The organism is Vreelandella sp. 162(4c) (assembly GCF_058152265.1).
This window is the reverse complement of sequence record NZ_CM176981.1, coordinates 4,536,322-4,553,820: the sequence shown is the minus strand read 5'-3', so window position 1 is coordinate 4,553,820 and position 17,499 is coordinate 4,536,322. Positions and strand designations below refer to the sequence as shown.

General features: G+C 53.0%; 18 protein-coding genes. 5 read left to right on the top strand and 13 right to left on the bottom strand.

The genetic code is table 11. The annotated features are described in order from the left end of the window. Window positions 1-215: 215 nt before the first annotated feature. The 6 genes from AC4EYZ_RS21005 to AC4EYZ_RS20980 form a co-directional block, all read right to left on the bottom strand. Complete coding sequence (locus AC4EYZ_RS21005) at window positions 216-848, bottom strand: response regulator transcription factor (RefSeq protein WP_022522751.1); 633 nt, start codon at window positions 846-848, stop codon at window positions 216-218. Continuing rightward, window positions 848-2,278: an HlyD family type I secretion periplasmic adaptor subunit gene (locus AC4EYZ_RS21000; RefSeq protein WP_022522750.1), complete on the bottom strand. Its 1,431-nt coding sequence runs from the start codon at window positions 2,276-2,278 to the stop codon at window positions 848-850. The genes AC4EYZ_RS21005 and AC4EYZ_RS21000 overlap by 1 nt, the downstream gene beginning before the upstream one ends. Next, a complete protein-coding gene (locus AC4EYZ_RS20995) occupies window positions 2,278-4,455 on the bottom strand; it encodes a type I secretion system permease/ATPase (protein ID WP_009287684.1) in 2,178 nt (725 codons plus the stop codon). The genes AC4EYZ_RS21000 and AC4EYZ_RS20995 overlap by 1 nt, the downstream gene beginning before the upstream one ends. A gap of 124 nt (window positions 4,456-4,579) precedes the next feature. Then, entirely contained in the window at window positions 4,580-6,097 is a 1,518-nt protein-coding gene (locus AC4EYZ_RS20990) for a TolC family outer membrane protein (protein ID WP_238326090.1), read from the bottom strand. Between the two features lie 358 nt (window positions 6,098-6,455). Then, the gene (locus AC4EYZ_RS20985; RefSeq protein ID WP_009287682.1) at window positions 6,456-7,328 is read right to left on the bottom strand and encodes a DMT family transporter; all 873 of its coding nucleotides are present in this window, start codon (window positions 7,326-7,328) and stop codon (window positions 6,456-6,458) included. Then, complete coding sequence (locus AC4EYZ_RS20980) at window positions 7,325-7,594, bottom strand: Rdx family protein (RefSeq protein WP_022522748.1); 270 nt, start codon at window positions 7,592-7,594, stop codon at window positions 7,325-7,327. The genes AC4EYZ_RS20985 and AC4EYZ_RS20980 overlap by 4 nt, the downstream gene beginning before the upstream one ends. A 135-nt stretch (window positions 7,595-7,729) precedes the next feature. Between AC4EYZ_RS20980 and AC4EYZ_RS20975 the strand changes: the two genes are divergently transcribed. From AC4EYZ_RS20975 to ettA, 4 genes are all read left to right on the top strand, one after another. After that, window positions 7,730-9,043, top strand: coding sequence for an MFS transporter (locus tag AC4EYZ_RS20975; protein WP_022522747.1), 1,314 nt, complete (start codon window positions 7,730-7,732; stop codon window positions 9,041-9,043). Between the two features lie 234 nt (window positions 9,044-9,277). Then, the gene (locus AC4EYZ_RS20970; RefSeq protein ID WP_022522746.1) at window positions 9,278-9,712 is read left to right on the top strand and encodes a PAS domain S-box protein; all 435 of its coding nucleotides are present in this window, start codon (window positions 9,278-9,280) and stop codon (window positions 9,710-9,712) included. A gap of 188 nt (window positions 9,713-9,900) precedes the next feature. After that, window positions 9,901-10,128, top strand: a complete 228-nt coding sequence (locus AC4EYZ_RS20965) for a PA3496 family putative envelope integrity protein (protein ID WP_022522745.1) — start codon at window positions 9,901-9,903, stop codon at window positions 10,126-10,128. A gap of 168 nt (window positions 10,129-10,296) precedes the next feature. Continuing rightward, window positions 10,297-11,958: an energy-dependent translational throttle protein EttA gene (gene ettA / locus AC4EYZ_RS20960; RefSeq protein WP_009287680.1), complete on the top strand. Its 1,662-nt coding sequence runs from the start codon at window positions 10,297-10,299 to the stop codon at window positions 11,956-11,958. A 95-nt stretch (window positions 11,959-12,053) separates the two neighbouring features. Here ettA and AC4EYZ_RS20955 read toward each other — a convergent pair whose 3' ends face one another. The 7 genes from AC4EYZ_RS20955 to phaR all read right to left on the bottom strand — a co-directional run bounded on the left by AC4EYZ_RS20955 (window position 12,054) and on the right by phaR (window position 16,632). Further along, complete coding sequence (locus AC4EYZ_RS20955; protein WP_022522744.1) at window positions 12,054-12,212, bottom strand: DUF1328 domain-containing protein; 159 nt, start codon at window positions 12,210-12,212, stop codon at window positions 12,054-12,056. Window positions 12,213-12,283: 71 nt separating this feature from the next. Further along, window positions 12,284-12,925, bottom strand: coding sequence for a 2-polyprenyl-3-methyl-6-methoxy-1,4-benzoquinone monooxygenase (gene coq7, locus AC4EYZ_RS20950; RefSeq protein ID WP_027960152.1), 642 nt, complete (start codon window positions 12,923-12,925; stop codon window positions 12,284-12,286). Between the two features lie 39 nt (window positions 12,926-12,964). Then, on the bottom strand, window positions 12,965-13,306 hold the full coding sequence (locus tag AC4EYZ_RS20945) for a histidine triad nucleotide-binding protein (RefSeq protein WP_022522743.1): 342 nt from the start codon (window positions 13,304-13,306) through the stop codon (window positions 12,965-12,967). Between the two features lie 112 nt (window positions 13,307-13,418). Continuing rightward, the gene (locus AC4EYZ_RS20940) at window positions 13,419-14,291 is read right to left on the bottom strand and encodes a phosphoribulokinase (RefSeq protein WP_009287678.1); all 873 of its coding nucleotides are present in this window, start codon (window positions 14,289-14,291) and stop codon (window positions 13,419-13,421) included. Beyond that, window positions 14,291-14,731: an acyl-CoA thioesterase gene (locus AC4EYZ_RS20935; protein WP_457547295.1), complete on the bottom strand. Its 441-nt coding sequence runs from the start codon at window positions 14,729-14,731 to the stop codon at window positions 14,291-14,293. Before AC4EYZ_RS20935 ends, AC4EYZ_RS20940 begins: the two co-directional genes overlap by 1 nt. 40 nt (window positions 14,732-14,771) lie before the next feature. Then, window positions 14,772-16,058 (bottom strand): phosphoribosylamine--glycine ligase, encoded by a 1,287-nt coding sequence (gene purD / locus AC4EYZ_RS20930; protein WP_022522741.1) that lies wholly within the window; start codon window positions 16,056-16,058, stop codon window positions 14,772-14,774. Between the two features lie 67 nt (window positions 16,059-16,125). Continuing rightward, a complete protein-coding gene (phaR, locus tag AC4EYZ_RS20925) occupies window positions 16,126-16,632 on the bottom strand; it encodes a polyhydroxyalkanoate synthesis repressor PhaR (protein ID WP_009287676.1) in 507 nt (168 codons plus the stop codon). A gap of 148 nt (window positions 16,633-16,780) precedes the next feature. Between phaR and AC4EYZ_RS20920 the strand changes: the two genes are divergently transcribed. Continuing rightward, on the top strand, window positions 16,781-17,494 hold the full coding sequence (locus tag AC4EYZ_RS20920) for a 16S rRNA (uracil(1498)-N(3))-methyltransferase (RefSeq protein ID WP_474191476.1): 714 nt from the start codon (window positions 16,781-16,783) through the stop codon (window positions 17,492-17,494). Window positions 17,495-17,499: the final 5 nt, after the last annotated feature.

The following is a 17,499-nucleotide window of genomic DNA, read 5'->3' as shown; positions in this document are numbered from 1 at the left end:
ACGGTGTCACCCATGCTATCCAACACATGCGAAATTTCCGCCGCTCGGGAGGAGTGTTCAGCACTCGACTTACTTAATGGAAGCGAGCAATACAGTGAAGAATCTTTAATACCCGGCATTAAGTTGCTCAATAATAGAGGCTAATGTGAGGGACAGAAATGTATTGAATAAGCGCTGCAACATATAGAGGCGCTGCTCGCGCTAAGTTATAAACATTAAAAGCGCTCTGGAATGCGTTCCACTACCGGTGCTAGCTTCAAAATAAGCTGTAAGCGGTCTCGAACAGCCAGCTTTTTGAAAATAGCGCTAAGATGCGCTTTTACTGTACGCTCCGTAATATCTAACTGACGCGCGACTTCCTTATTTGTAGCGCCGCGCACCACAGCAAGTGCAACGCCCCGTTCACGGTCGGTTAAATCTCCAAGCTGCTCTGTATTGAAAGAACTGCCACCTTCAGCCCTTTGCTGCAACGCTTTAAAAGAGCCTCCAAGCACCTTAGCAAGCAACTCTTGACCAACCCACACGCCTTGGTTAGTGACCACCAACGCCACTTGCTTAAGTACCTCGGGCGCAGCAAGCGTATGAACATATCCCCGCGCCCCCAGATCCAGTGACCTTAACGCCTCACGGTCATCCGGCGAGTAACTTAGTACAACAACAACAGCTCCCTTGGCAGTTACGGTACCGATAAGCTCTGACCACCCTTCAACAGTCGTAGACAGCCAAACCACATCATTAGGCTGTGTTTTATTAATAAACACATCTGGTTTGGAGGCTACCATCTCGGGAAACGCTTTTTTCCAACGCGCTTTTAAGTTTCCATCCGTCGTAATGAACCAATGCTTCATCAGCGTTCCCCCATGGAATCACGCCACGCTCTTAAGACAGGTTTCAGCATAAACTGCATCACTGTGCGCTTGCCCGTTACTATGTCCACTTGCGCCGTCATGCCGGGAATTACTTGTAGTTTATCGGCGACATTTTCGTTTTCTAAACTGCGCACCCGCACTTGATAGAAGGTATTACCGTCATCATCAGTAATGGTATCGGCGCTAATACGCTCAAGCTCGGCCTGTAAGCCACCATAAATGGCATAGTCATAGGCCGTCAGTTTGATAGTCGCAGGCTGCCCAGGATGCAAAAAGGCGATATCTTGCGGGGCGATGCGCGCCTCAACCAGCAGTTGGTCGTCAGTAGGCACGATTTCAACAACCTCTCCCCCTGGCTGAGCAACACCACCTATGGTGTTGATATGTATGCGCTGAACAATACCATCAACCGGCGAGCGAATTTCGGTCAGTCGTACCCTATCCTGCAAACCAGTTCCCGATTGTTGCAATGCATTTAGGTCGCCCAACGTTTGAGCCAGATCATTCCGCCACTCACTCCGGCGTTCGGCACCCAGCTCCAGCAATTGCCCTTCTGCTTCTTCCACCCCGGCCTCTAAACGTGAAACAGCGGCATCCGCTTGGTTACGCTCCCCTGTGGCACTAGATACATCTCTCTCTAAGCGTAGCACTTCTACCTCAGACACAGCCCCCGAAGCCAACAGCGGGCGAGTCAAGTTAAGCTCTTGACTGGCCATATTGACTTCACGCTGGGCTGTATCACGGCGAGCTTGCGCCTCTCGCAGCTCTTCCTGACGCTGACGAATGCGGTCATTAAGCACATTTTCTTGTTCGCGCAACTCTTCACGACGGCTTTCATAAACCTCGCGCTCTTGCATCACAATGTCAGGCACTTCTTGACGGAGCTCTTCGGAAGGCTCAAACGCAGTGCCCGTTGCTAGCGCACGTAGCCTTTCAGCACGCGCCTGAAGCGCATAACGCTGGGCACGGTTTTCTCGAAAATCAGAAACAAAGCGCGTAGGGTCGATCTGCATCAGCACTTGACCTGCCTCGACGACCTGCCCTTCGCGAATAAAGATCTGTTCAACAACGCCACCATCAAAAGACTGGATACGCTGTAGTTGGCTTGCAGGGATCACTCGCCCTGCCCCACGGGTTACTTCATCGATAGAAGCAAAATACGCCCACACTAACAACGCAACCACAGTGAGCAGGACGGTATAGAGGAATAACCGTGCACGAATGGGCTCTTGCTGCATACGCGCCCAGTCGGTATCGCTTGCCCAATCGCGGTTTAGGTGGGCAGAGGTCACACGCTTGGCAAACAACCGATCCATAAAAGGGCGAAATGGTTTTTGGCCTTTTTCTGAGAAACGGCCAATGGCGTCAAAACCTTTTTGCTCGGTCGTGGAAGAGGGTTTACGCGCCATTACGATGCCCTCCCGATCTGGCCTTTACGCAATGCCTCTACCACTGTATCCCTCGGGCCATCCGCCACGACCTTGCCGGCATCCATGACAATAATTCGGTCGACCAATGAGAGGAGCGAGGTACGGTGCGTGACCACTAGGATGGTTTTGCCAGCAGCGACGTTTTTAAGGTTGGCTTTAAACGCTTCTTCGCTAGCATTATCCATAGAGCTTGTCGGTTCATCTAACAGCAAAATAGGCGGATCCTGCACTAGCGCACGGGCAATGGCGACAGACTGTTTTTGCCCGCCGGAAAGTGCTTGGCCGCGTTCACCTACTTGCAAATCCACGCCATGTGGATGGTTGTTGACGAGTGACTCTAGGCCGGCCAAGTCAATCGCTCTAAGCAATGCCTCATCCTCAACGCGGTCGCTACCGCCACCCGCCACAATATTGTCCCGCAGAGATCCTGAAAACAGGCTAACGTCTTGAGGAACATAGCCAATATGACGGCGCAGCTGCAGTGGGTCTAACTGGCGAATATCCACGTTATCAACCAGCACGGCCCCCGAGGTTGGCTGATAAAACCCTAGCACTAGCTTGTTTAATGAAGATTTGCCGCAACCAATGCGGCCAAGTAGCGCAACTTTCTCACCGGCTTTGACAGTTATCGATACATCCTTTAGCGCCTCGCGCTCTTCATTGGGGTAACGAAGAGTGACTTTCTCAAGGCGTATATTGCCGGCGAAGCTGGGCTTTTCTACATAAGCCTTGCCTTCATGGCGCTCAACCTTCTTATCCATTACCGCATTGAGTGACTCAAGCGCCGTGGAGGATTGATGATATTGCGCCAGCAGCGCTGCAGCCTGACTTATAGGTGCCATCGCCCGGGAAGAGAGCATATAAGCGGCAATCAACCCACCCTGGGTGAGGTTACCTTCGATGATTTGATACACACCGACGATAATGACGCACACCGCCACACTGTGCTGCGCCCACTGGGCCACGCTGGAGACTGAGGTGCTCACCATCTTAAGCTGCGCGCCAGTACGGGAAAGGAAGGCCGATGATTTTTCCCAATGGCGCTGGATACGGCTTTCAGCCCGCAGGGCCTTAACATTTTCTAATTGGGAAATAGACTCCACCAACAGTGAGTTGCGCTGTGCGCCGACTTCCCAGGTAGTTTGAGAAAGTTCATGAAGCTTACCCTGAGCAGCCAGCGCGTAGAGCAGCACAAACACGATGCCCACCAATACCGGCAGCACTAGCCAGGGATTAATCAGCGCGATAATCGCCGCAAACATCAGTACGAACGGAAGATCGACAATCCCCAGAATGGTCGCAGAACCAATAAACGCGCGTACCGACTCAAAAGACTGGAGCGTCGAAGTGAACGAGCCGGTTGATGCGGGGCGCTCTTCTAAACGAAGGCCCAATGCTTTAGCCATGATTGAGGAAGAGAGCTTCACATCCGCACGGCTAGCAGCTAAGTCGACAAAGCTGCTGCGCATTAGCCTGAGTACCAAATCAAAGCACAGCACTATAAAGATGCCTATTGCCAGCACCCATAGCGTTTCCGTTGCCTGATTGGGCACTACTCGGTCATAGACGTTAAGCACGAACAGCGGCATGGCGATGGCGAACACATTGATCGCCACCGACCCCAACACGATATCGCGGTAGAGAGATCTATTTTCGCGAATGACGCCCCAAAACCAGTGCTGGTCGCGGCGCTTCTTGACGCCTGGTTCAGACGCGTTATCCACTAGAAACTTAGGACGAACGTATATAGCTTCACCGCTATAGCCCGCATAGAGTTCATCTAGGGGCAGTTCAACGTTTGATTCAGATAGTTCAGGAAAAATGACGTTCGCTTTTTGCTGTTTGAGATCAATTCCCAACAGCACGCACGCCCTACCTGGTTCCAACAATAGAATAGCGGGGAAGAGCGCTGGGTTAAGCGCCGACAGCTTGCTTTTAACAATTCGCGCCGTCAGTCCAGCACGGGAGGCAGCCCTACCAAATACGGAAGGCGTTAGCTTGCCCTGCTCCAAGGGCAAGCCAGCTCTAAGGGCCTCTGATGACACCTCATGCTGATGAAATGAGGCAACCGCTTTCAAACATTCGAGTAACTCATCGCCTACTGGCTGCTCGCTAGCATTTGCAGCGGCCGGCCTTTCCAGCTTGGTTTGTGTCACAGAGACCTCATTCCCCTAATGCCTATTTAGGCATCTATTTCCCCTATGATTAGCGAAAGCCGCTAATCCTTCGCCGCCAGACGACGAACAACCCTGTTTTTTTATACAGAAACATCCAGACACGTTAGCCGTTAGTGACAAACGTATCCTCGTGACTCAATTGTAGATTTTGAGAAGTAATGACTGGCTCCTCATTGGCGGAATAAGACAAAGCTATCATATCTACTTGAGTGGGTAGCGAAGAAATACCGCGCGTAAAGTCTTCTAAATTAAAGCCACGAGGCCCTTCCGTTCCACAGGCCATCTCAGCGCTAAGTGTGGCGTCGTCGTACCCCAATTCGTCAAGAGTGGGGATATCGTCACGCACCACTTCAAGGGTGTGCATAAGTTGCCCCATTGCTGCTAGCGTACGCGCTTGAGCCAAAGTTAAGTCAAACTCTGCATTCGCGTAGGCTCGACTGGCTTCGAAGTACTCGTTTTCACTATCAAGCACGTCCAACAAAGTACGTTGACCAATATCAAACTGCTGCTGGTAAGCCCCACGAACCCGGTTGATCGATTGGCGATGATCATTCAGATAGCTCAATTGCTCACCCAAACGCTGGGTATCGTTATAAGCAATTTGCGTGGTTTGACGTACGTTTGTACAGGCCGTTTCGCGCTGGTTGACAGCTTGTTCAATACGCGTGGCCGCCGCATCAAAAGCTGCACTATCAGAACCACCGCGATAGAGGTTCATGCTGGCGACCAGTTGAATACTGTGCTCATCACTGCGCCCAGCTATCGAGTCGTCTTGATTATTGGTGCCCGTACGTCCCTGTATATCCAGGCGGGGCATAAAGGCGGCCTTCGCAGCCTCTTGTTCCGCACGTTGCACAGCAATATTTTCAATCGCGGCATGGAACTCAGGGTTCCCCTCAAATGCCATTTCGATCGCTTGGTTGACACCAGCGGGTAGTTCATCGGCCAAGCTAGGTGCAGGCGACATATTCTGAGGAGGAAGTTCGCCTACGATACGCTGATAGCGAGCCGTTACATCGTGCAGGTTCGACGCCTCGGTCATCAAGTTGGATTCGGCTAATGCCAAACGGCCGCTAATTTGCTCTAGGTCAACGCCACGGCCCGCCCCGGAAAGCGCACGCTCTTCAATTTGCGAGAACACACGTTGGTGTTCGCGGTAATTATCTTGAGCTAAACGCACCATCTCGCGGTAGCGAAGCACATCAAGGTAGGTGCGAAAAGCTTCAAGCGTCACCTCTTCACTTGCACCCAGCAGCTCAAAATAGGCAATCAGCCGAGTGCGATCCAAACGCTCTACTTCGCTACGGGTGGCAAACCCATCAAACACCATTTGGGTGAGCGTGAGCTCAGCAAAGTCACTGCTATAGCTTCCGCGCCCATCATTTTGCTGGTCTTGCCGACCCACGCCCGCAGAGATATCAATAGAAGGCAAATAATTACCCTTTGCGACTCTGACATCGCTCCCAGAAGCGCTAAAGTTCGCCCATGCAGCGTTTACATCGGGATTAGTAATGATCGTTTGTTGAATAGTACTGGGAAGATCAGTGGCACCTGGCGCGTAGAGGCTAGCGGGTAGCGACTGCGCTAATGCCGTAAGCGGGACACACGCTAACGTGGTCATTGTCAGCGGCTTAAAAACATGGTGACAGAAGGTTTTTTTTAGTCTCGATACGGCATTTTTTTTCATCGTCAGCGTTCCCTATGATGTGGCACTCATCGCACGCAGCTCATTATTCGTGTGACCCATTGAGCCATGCTGCACTATTGCTTCAAGCGTAAGCCCGCGAAGTCTCATCCCGAAGTGAGCCTGTGTCCCTCTACGAGCGCCCAATTTTTGAAGTAAACACATGGTAGATAAAACTTAATTAGCTGAGCTTAGCCTAATTTAGTTAATTTCCTACTCATCCTGAGGCTATAAAACCAAATGTCACAAAAAATTACAATAAGAACACCATTAAAACACAAAAAAATATTCAGAATTATTCGTTTTTCTGTGCTTGTTGCAGCCCGAGACCCAGCAGTATCAGCACTAGCCCAATCAACGTTGAAGGCAAAATAGGCTCTCCCACTACCAGGAAAAGTAACAGCAGTGATACAGGAGGTGAGAGAAAAATCAGGTTGGAGACTTTGGCCGTGCGCGACACTTTATGCACTGCCAACTGCCACAGAATGAAGGCCACCCCCATTTCAAATAGCCCCACATACACACCAGCACCAAAGGCAGGCCAACCGTGCCACTGGTAACCAGGGCCCAGTAATAGCAATAGGGTCAACACAGGTAGGCCAACGCTAAAGTTTTGCCACTGGCCAACAAGGGGTGGTCGGCTATCCCGCGCATTAAGCAGCCAATACAGCGCCCAAAGAAGAGTCGAAGCGAGTGCCAGCACGACCCCTAACGGGTCGGCAAAAGAGACATTTAAAACCGCGCCTCGTGTTGCTATCACCCATACGCCTGCGTAGGCGACCAGCCCAGCAACAATATCCATACGCGTTAAGCGCTGCCCGAGCAAAGGCACGGCCAAAAACGCCATCGCTAAGGCCCAGGTGTAATTTAGTGCCATCGCCTCTTGCCCTGGGAGACGGTCATAGGCGGCGAAGAGCACCAAATAATAAGCCACTGGGTTCATAAGCCCTGCCCACGCTGCTGTCTTCCAACCGGTGCGCAACGCTGTGGCGATATTTCCCTGCTTGATGACCAGCGCCCCCATCAGTGCCCAAGAAACAAGCGCTGCGAGCCACATCAGCTCTAGAGGGCTCATCCAAGCGAGTGCCACTTTGAAGGCCGTTGCCACCGTCGACCATAATGCGACGGCCCCTAAGCCAAACAGGATTGCTTGCCTATCCTGATTCATCGGTCGATATGCCCTAAATCTCGACCCGGCTCCAACTGGTCGCGTACACGCTGCTTAAGAAGCTTGATATCTGGGAAACCGCCATCGCGCTTGCGCTCCCATAACAGCAGATCATCACACCAGATCTCGAACGTACCGCCATGGGAAGGGGCTAATGAGACCTCGCTTAAATCTTCACCAAAGGTTGAGAGCAACTCCTGTGCATACCAACCACTGCGCAGCAGCCATTGGCATTGCGTGCAATAACGGATTTGAATACGTGACATCCCTGATCTCCCAGGCAAGTTAATGTGGCATTCTAAAAGGATATTCTGTCATTTTGAGATGGCTTGAGATAGCTCTCTTGAAATAGCTCTCTTGAGACAGGTCGCTTGAGATAGGTCGATTAAGAAGGAGTCCCAATGGCCGAACATAACGTTTCACAAACTCGCCTGTATGAGTGGCTAACGGGCGATGACGACAGCCGCATGTGCGACGACATACCTGAAAGCGCCTGCGACGAACAACCGCGTAATTTTTTTCTACATATATGGGCCTCTTTGGGCAATAAACTGGCTGACGAGCTGTCGAGCGCGCGTTTAGTCTTACCCTGGCTGATGGGCATTATTGGCGCTCCCATCTGGATGGTAGGTCTGCTGGTCCCCATCCGAGAATCGGGTGCCCTGCTGCCGCAAATCTTCGTAGCGGGGTTTATTCGCTTAAAACCTAAGCGCAAATGGGTGTGGGTGGTCGGCGCGCTGACCCAAGCCTTCGCTGCCTTAACGCTTGCCGTACTGGCGTTGTTCGCCACCGGCACCTTGGGCGGAGCGTTAGTGCTCACAGCATTAGTTCTGCTCTCACTGGCACGTGGCTTATCCTCAATTGCCACAAAAGATGTGCTGGGCAAAACCATTGCCAAGCGCCGCCGCGGTACGCTAATGGGCTGGAGCGGCAGCATTGCTGGTGGTGCAACGCTGGTCGCTGGGACACTGCTAATGTTGTTTGAGAGCCGACCCGGCCATTTAGTGGTGGCGATACTGCTGGCCATAGCTGCCTGCGGGTGGCTAATCAATGCCATCGCCGCCGCACGCATCAAAGAAGCCCCTGGGGCAGTAGAAGGCGGCGAAAACGGCTGGGACAGTATTAAACAGGGACTGTCGCTGTTAAAAGATGACCGTACTTTTTTACACTTCAACCTTGCCAGGGCGCTGCTGCTCTCAAGTGCACTCGCCCTACCCTACATCGCCCTGCTAGGGCAAAACCAAAGCGGCACCGACCTGGGAGGCCTGGGCATACTGATTGTGGTGTCGGGGCTGGCCGCGATGGTAGCTAGCCCGGTATGGGGGAAACGGGCGGATCAGTCGAGCCGTGGCGTGATGCGCGATGCGGCGATCGGTACCGCCATTTGCTGCATAATGGGCGCTAGTTTAGCTTGGTTACCCGGCGAGTGGACACACAGCATATGGCCCTATGCGGCAGTTTATGCACTACTCGTGATTGTTCACCACGGCGTACGCTTAGGGCGTAAAACCTACCTCGTCGATATGGCCAGCCAAGATAATCGTGCGCTTTACGTGGCGCTCTCGAATACCTTAACCGGCGTATTAATGTTGATTGTAGGTGGCCTTATTGGCGCCTTTGCCCAGTGGTTTGGTAGCGGCACATTACTCCTCATGCTAGCGGCTACCGCCGTGGGGGCCATACTTAGCACCCATCAATTACCTGAAGTCGAGTGACGCGCCACTGGTAACCACATGTATTCAAGCGTGCTATCGAGAGCTCTACCTACATTAGCGTAGCGTTCGCGATTGCAATGCGTGACAACGCTCGCCATGATAGGGCCGAATAGCAGTGATGTAGTGGCGCCTTTGCTATGCTGCCTATAATAAGTGATTGGAAACTCCGTTAGCTCATGGGCGAAAGCGACTGTGAACGACGGAAAGGATTGGAGCTGCAACAGGAACCCCTTGATGAAACGATCTCCATTGATCAGTCCAGAATTGCTCGAACGTATTGTTGACGCATCGGAAGACGGCATTGTCGTTGCCGAACAGGAAGGGGATGAAAATATCCTCATCTACGTCAACAAAGGCTTTGAGCGCTTGACGGGCTATAGTGCTGATGAAATTCTGTATCGCGATTGCCGCTTTTTACAGAACGAAGACCGCGACCAGGACGCGCTTGTCGCCATTCGAGATGCGCTAAACGAGGGCCGACCTTCTCGAGAAGTACTGCGTAATTATCGCAAAGACGGCACCATGTTTTGGAATGAACTTTCCATTACGCCGGTCTATGACGAAGCAGACAAGCTGATGTATTACATTGGCGTGCAAAAAGATGTAACGGAGCGTGTAGAAACACAGCTTGCGCTAGCGGAGTTACAAAAGCAGCGAGAAAACAGCTAATCATTAACTTTCTCACTAAAAAAAACTATAAAGCTTGAACTTCATCCCAACTGGCGTTATATAGCGGCAAGGCGCTTGAATTGCGCTAGGCGCTTCACTTTGCAGTTGGCATGTGTTTAATAAACTGCACATGTACTCGCGTGAAGCCGTTGTTACGCCGGCACGCCGGCTGGGTTGGAGGACATCACATGAGCCGTGATCCCCTAAGTCGTGAGACCCTAAGTCATGAAACCTTAGGCAACGAAACACTCGACTCAGATGAGTTCGAAAGCTTAGACGCCGTCAATGACGACCACTACAACAGAAGCAAACCGAGCAAAGCTGACAGCTTACGCGCGCGGCGCCAAGTCGAGGCGTGGTTGGAAGAGCGACGACTTCAGCGCGCCATCGAAGATGACTGGGACGAAGAAGAGTAATCCTTGAGCAGCTTGGCCTTCTCAGCAAATGAGCGGGCCTGGCTAGCCAACACCTCAAGTAGCCTAGCCTTTCCTGGTGCAGACCACTATCATCACGCTTCAGCCAGCAATAAGAGCCAGCAGTCTGCTGCTGTCGCTTTCTTCTTTTCAACAACTTAACGGATCTCCATGGCGCAATACGTTTTCACCATGAACCGGGTTGGCAAAGTAGTGCCGCCCAAAAAGCAAATTCTCAAGGATATTTCGCTCTCGTTTTTCCCTGGCGCCAAAATCGGCGTTCTGGGGCTTAACGGTTCGGGCAAATCCACACTGCTGCGCATTATGGCCGGTGTCGATAAAGAGTTTGAAGGTGAAGCTCGTCCGATGCCTGGCATCAATGTTGGCTACCTTCCACAGGAGCCGCAGCTAGATGACGAGAAAAACGTCCGCGACACCGTCGAAGAAGCACTGGGGGCGATCAAAGATGCCCAGGAGAAGTTGGATGGGGTGTATGCGGCCTACGCAGAGCCCGACGCCGACTTTGATGCGCTAGCCAGCGAGCAGGCCCGGCTTGAAAATATTATCGAAGCTGCTGATGCGCATAACCTGGAACGCAAACTTGACGTTGCTGCCGAAGCACTGCGACTCCCCCCCTGGGATGCCAAAGTGGGTAACCTCTCAGGTGGTGAGCGCCGTCGTGTAGCACTCTGCCGCTTACTGCTCTCCAGCCCCGATATGCTGCTGCTTGACGAGCCTACCAACCACCTGGATGCAGAATCGGTGGCTTGGCTTGAACGCTTCCTTCACGACTATAACGGTACAGTAGTGGCGATCACCCACGACCGCTACTTCCTGGACAACGTGGCGGGTTGGATTTTGGAGCTTGATCGTGGCCAAGGCATACCCTTCGAGGGTAACTACTCCCAGTGGCTGGAGCAGAAAGATCAGCGTTTGAACCAGGAAGCCAAGCAGGAAGCCTCGCGTCAGAAAGCCATCAAGCAAGAGCTTGAGTGGGTGCGCAGTAACGCCAAAGGCCGCCAGGCAAAGAGCAAAGCACGCCTCAACCGCTTTGAAGAGATGCAGTCTGGCGACTTCCAAAAGCGTAATGAGACCAATGAAATTTATATTCCGCCTGGCCCGCGCCTGGGCGATAACGTCATTGAGTTTCGTGATGTGGCTAAACGCTTCGATGACAAGCTGCTCTACCAGAACCTCTCCTTCACCATTCCCCAGGGTGCGATCGTTGGTATCGTCGGTGGTAACGGTGCGGGTAAATCGACGCTCTTTAAACTGATTACCGGTAAAGAGCAGCCGGACGAAGGCGAAGTCCTGGTGGGTGAAACGGTCGATATCGCTTACGTCGAACAGCTACGCGACGGCTTAGATGACAAGCAGAGCGTGTGGGAAGCCGTTTCGGATGGTCAGGATATCCTTAATATTAACGGCTACGAAGTCTCCTCGCGTGCCTATGTGGGTCGCTTCAACTTTAAGGGTAACGACCAGCAGAAGCGTTTGTCGGAGCTTTCCGGTGGTGAGCGCGGTCGCTTACAGCTTGCCCAAACGCTCAAGCAAGGCGCTAACGTGCTGCTGCTCGATGAGCCCTCCAACGACCTGGATATTGAAACCCTGCGGGCACTGGAGGACGCGCTTCTAGCCTTCCCGGGCTGCGCTATGGTGATCTCTCACGATCGTTGGTTCCTTGACCGTATCGCCACGCACATTATGGCCTTTGAAGGTGACTCTGAAGTGGTCTTATTTGAAGGCAACTACGCGGAGTACGAAGAGGATCATAGAAAGCGGGTCGGAAACGATACGCCTAAGCGCATGAAGTATAAGCGTATTGATGCTTAATCATTAGCATCACGCTGGCAGTCAATGCTGACAGCAAAAGGCCCCGCAGAGCGGGGCCTTTTAGTTTGTGTTTGCACTGACGCTAGCGCAAAGCCCTAACGTCTGCGGCCGGTAAAAAATGACACAAGAAACAAAATAAGAAACAGCACAAACAAAATTTGCGCAATGGTGGACGCCGCCCCGGCAATGCCAGAAAAACCGACCGCCCCAGCGATGATCGCAATAATTAAAAACAGCACTGCATTGCCTAGCATCTTCTTGCTCCTCTCCTTGGTAACGACTTCCCTACACCGCCACTTAACCCATTATGCAACGTGAATATGTCTCAGAGATGATAGGCGCTTTTAGTCATTACCTTAGAGGCCAGCCGTATGCCCCACTTCACCGGTGCCGGAAAGCGAACGCCCCCCGCTTCTAAGGCAAGCTGAGCATGGTGAGCTTCATCAACTGCCATCTGGCGCAGTATGGCGCGGGAGCGGTTGTCGCCACGGGGTAGCGACTGTTGGTGTGAATCAAGATGCTTACCTACCTGCTCTTCGGTCGCGGCGACCAATCCCAAACTAATACGATCACTGACCGCCCCAGTGGCCACGCCAATGCCAAAGGAAGCGGCATAAAACAACGGGTTTAAGCAGCTTGTTCGGCTCTGCAACTGCTCTAGACGCTCATCACACCAGGCAAGATGATCGATCTCCTCTAGCGCCGACTGCTCCATCTGGTGACGCACATGAGGAAGTTTAGCGGTCACGCCCTGCCCCTGATACAGCGCTTGAACACACACCTCACCAGTATGGTTGATACGCATCAAACCTGCTGCATGGCGGCGCTCTTGATCGTCGAACGTTCCCTCAGCCACACCTTCAGCGGGGCTGGTGCGCTGTGGTGAAGCAGCGTGTGGCATAAGCGTTCGTAAAACGGTATCGAACTGATGTATCAGGCGATCTGAACGACTCTGTTGACGATCCATGGCAACACTCCGTTGACTTGCGATAGCGATCTGCCGAACTCAACCGGCAGGCCATGTGAATGCACGCCCACCGAGTAGATGCATATGAATATGGTAGACCGTTTGTCCGCCCATTTCGTTGCAGTTCATCACCACGCGGTAGCCATCTTCAGCAAACCCCTGCTCGCGGGCAAGCTTGGCGGCGGTAAACTGAAGCCGCCCTACTGTGGCAATATCAGCCTCATCGATATCATTGAGCGTGGCGATATGCTTTTTAGGAATGATTAGCTGATGAGTAGGCGCCTGGGGGCCAATATCATTGAATGCCAACACGTGGTCATCTTCATAAACGATATCAGCGGGAATTTCACGGTTAATGATTTTACAAAACAGACAATCCATACAGCTCTCCTTTATTAACTACTTGCCACTTAAGTGTCGAATTATCTCTGCCAGTCTGATGATTGCACCGATGAATTGCACCGGTGAGAGGTAGCTTCAAGCCCGCTACCTTTTAACGAAAGCGTCTCTGGGAAAGAAGATGCCTAACCAAGGGGGCAAGAATCAACTCCATCGCCAGCGACATCCGCGCCCCCGGCACCACCAACGTGTGCGGACGGGTCATAAACGAGTCCTTAATCATCGCCAGCAGCCAAGGGAAATCAACGGTGGAGGGATCACGAAAACGGATGACCACGAACGACTCAGCGTCGGTGGGAATATCCTGCACTTCAAAGGGGTTAGAGGTATCGACGGTGGGCACACGTTGAAAATTGATGTGAGTACGCGAAAACTGCGGTTGGATGTAGCGCACATAGTCATCCATCCGACCCAGGATAGTGTCAATGACCGCTTCTTGTGAGTAGCCCCGCAGCTTGGTATCACGGTCGATCTTTTGAATCCACTCAAGATTCATGGTTGGCGCCACACCAACCAACAGATCCACATGGCGGGCAATGTCATACTCCTCAGTGACCAGCCCACCGTGCAAGCCTTCATAAAACAGCAGGTCGGTACCACAGGGCAGCGACTGCCACTCGGTGAAAGTACCTACCCGGCAGCCTGCTTCAATTTTCTGCTTATCTTCAGCATGGATATAGTGCCGAAAAGTACCCGAACCGTGTTCGCCATACTCACTAAACAACCCTTCCAGACGATCCAGCAAATTCGCCTCTACGGCAAAATGCGAAAGTTCGTCTTTGCGTTCTGGCTCTTCTCGGAAGATGCGGTGCAGGTCATCACGGGTATAGCGGTGAAAGGCATCGCCATCGACCATTGCTGCATGCACATCTTCGCGCAGAAACATGCGCTCAAAGCTGCGCTTCACGGTGGTGGTACCCGCCCCTGAGGAACCGGTTACCGCGATAATCGGATACTCCCGAGACATCAGCCATACCTCGCGTGGGAAAGCGCTTGTTTAACCTGCTCGGGTACTTCGACAGGACGCCCAGTAGCACGATCAATCAGTAGCTGATTGATCCGTGCGGTAGCGACTACCTGCTGAGAATCTGCCTGGTAGATGCGCTGATAGATCGTCAACGCTTTGCCTTGGGGCTCGGGTACAGCGGTGGCAATCGTTAGGCCATCGGGCCAGCGCGCTTCACTTTGATACTGAACGGCGAGATCAGCGACCACCGAAGGGTATCCATGCATATCCCACTCAGGCAGATCCAGGGCAGCAAAGGCTTGAATGCGCGCCTCGTGGAGCAGTGATACCAGCGCATCATGCCCCAAGTGACGGCCGTAGTTCATATCGGTTACCCTCACGGTCAAGGGGTGACGATGTATGACCGCCTCAGCGGGAAAGTCCAGCTTGACACGCTCCATGCCTGTTTCCTCGTCAGTATTCGCTTAGCGTAAGGCGTGCTTACTCCTCTCGGGCAATCGCCCTGAAGGCGATATCACGGCGACACTCGACGCCATCCCAGTGAATAGCATTAACGCCTTGGTACGCTTGCTGCTGCGCCGCGGAGACGCTATTGCCCAATGCCGTTACACACAGCACACGGCCACCTGCCGTAATAATCTCGCCCTGGGAATCCTGCGCGGTACCGGCGTGAAACACTTTGCAGCCCGTTTCTTCAGCCGCAGCTAAGCCGTGAATCACATCACCCTTGCGGTAGCTGCCAGGGTAGCCTCCGGCCGCCAGCACCACGCCCACCGCTGCACGGGAATCCCATTCGCAGCGTTGCCCATCCAGCTTGCCCTGGGCACCCGCTAAGCAAAGCTCAGCGAAGTCAGAGGTTAAGCGCAGCATGATTGGCTGAGTTTCAGGATCACCAAAGCGGCAGTTGTACTCAATAACCTTGGGGTTACCCGCCGCGTCGATCATCAGGCCTGCATATAAGAACCCTGTATAAGCATTGCCTTCTGCAGCCATGCCCCTCACGGTGGGCAGAATGACCTGCTCCATGATACGTGCATCAACCTCGGGCGTGACCACAGGCGCTGGTGAATAGGCGCCCATACCGCCGGTATTAGGGCCGGTATCACCATCATAAGCGCGTTTGTGGTCTTGGCTGGTGGCCATGGGTACCACATGCTCGCCGTCCACCATGACAATAAAGCTCGCCTCTTCGCCCTCCAGAAACTCTTCGATAACCACGCGAGCGCCTGCACCGCCGAAGGCATTGGCCTCCAGCATATCGCGAATAGCAGCCTCAGCTTCGGCTTCACTCAGCGCCACGATGACGCCTTTGCCCGCTGCTAGGCCATCCGCCTTAATCACAATGGGTGCGCCCATTTTGCTTAAATAGGCAAGCGCAGAGTCTACGTCAGTAAACGTTTGGTAGTCAGCCGAAGGAATATCATGACGGGCCAGGAAGTCCTTGGTAAATGATTTTGAGCCTTCCAACTGAGCAGCCGCCTGAGTAGGGCCAAAGATAGTCAGACCGGCCGCTTGGAACCGGTCAACAACACCTTCAACCAAGGGAGCCTCCGGCCCCACCACGGTCAAGCCAATCTGCTCATCACGGGCAAAAGCGACCAGGCTGTCGAGATCCGTTGCGGCAATCGCTACGTTGGTCAGCTTCGCTTCCGCCGCGGTGCCGGCATTGCCGGGGGCGACAAAGACCTGCTCAACCTGGGTAGATTGCGCCAATTTCCAAGCCAGGGCGTGCTCGCGACCACCGCCGCCTATCATCAAAACCTTCATGTGCATCCTTCTCAAACGGGAGAGCGTATATCGGCGGCATTATGCCACAGCGCAGCACCAAGTGGGGTCAGGAGGAGGGTTTGTTATCTTTGCTGGTATCGTTGCTATCGCTCTCAGGCTGCTCAGCATCACTCGACTCATCGGCTTGACCCGGCTGATTCAAGGTATTTTGCCAAAAGCGCATGTTCTCTTCGGCAAGCTCACGCATAAATTCTAACGGCGTGTTGCGCATTGCCTGTTTCCACTGGCTCTGCAAACGTTTCTGCTGCTCCAACATCAGTTGCGTACCCTGTTCGAGGTAACGCGACAGCGGCAACGGTGAGGTCATATCGTAAACCCGGATAAGCTGCGCTAGAAGATCGTTTGAAAACACTTCCGCTTCGCTATCCGCTTGCTCCTGCTCAATAATGATAGAGAGCAGAATAGTCCGCGTCAGGTCTTCTCCGCTTTTGGCATCTTCCACCCTGAACGGCTCTTCTTCGATGATTAAACGACGCAGGTCTTCCAGCGTCACATAACGACTCTGCTGAGTATCGTACAACCTGCGGTTTGCATATTTGCGAATTACGCGCACGGCGCATCTCCTTAAACGCGATAGGGACTTTTTATTCCCGTTACTGGTTCCGTTGCTGATATTGTGCCTGCACCACGCGCCTATGCAAGCCACCTTAATAGTTTAGCAAGGCGTACCGTGCCTGCTTTGTGACCAATAGACCATCATTATGAATTTGATTCTGCTCAATCCCAACGATCTCACCAATGACGGCCACGTCTGCATCACCGATCCACGCCGACTAAAACACCTTCGTGATGTCCATCGATCGGCACCTGGCGACCTGCTCACCGTAGGTGTGCAAGGCGGCGCCATGGGCAAAGCGATGCTAAAAGAGCTCACCGCTGAGCGCGCATATTTCCAATTGGAAAACCTTGATGAGCCACCGCCGCCACCGTTACCCGTACATTTGGCATTAGCTCTGCCCCGTCCACGTATGTTGGCGCGCACGTTAGAGCATGTGACAGCACTAGGCGTCAAAGAGATCACCCTGCTACATACTAAACGGGTTGAGAAGAGCTACTGGCAATCCCCTGAGTTACGCCCGGAGAAAATCCACCAGCACTTGGTACTCGGCTTAGAGCAAGCCCGCGACACCCAGCTACCATCGGTCACCCTGAGCAAAGGCTTTCGTCCTTTTTTGGAGCAGCAACTGCCTGGCTTACTCAGCGAACGCCGCGGACTCGTAGCCCATCCTGGCATGCCCAACGCCTGCCCAAGAGGCATAAGTGAACCTACCCTGCTATTGGTAGGCCCAGAGGGCGGTTTTATTGCTTGGGAGGTAGAGCAACTAATGCTAGCAGGTTGCGAGGGTATGCATCTTGGCCCGCGCATTTTACGCGTTGAAACAGCCGTGACCGCGCTTCTATCACGGCTGTTTTAAGCGTT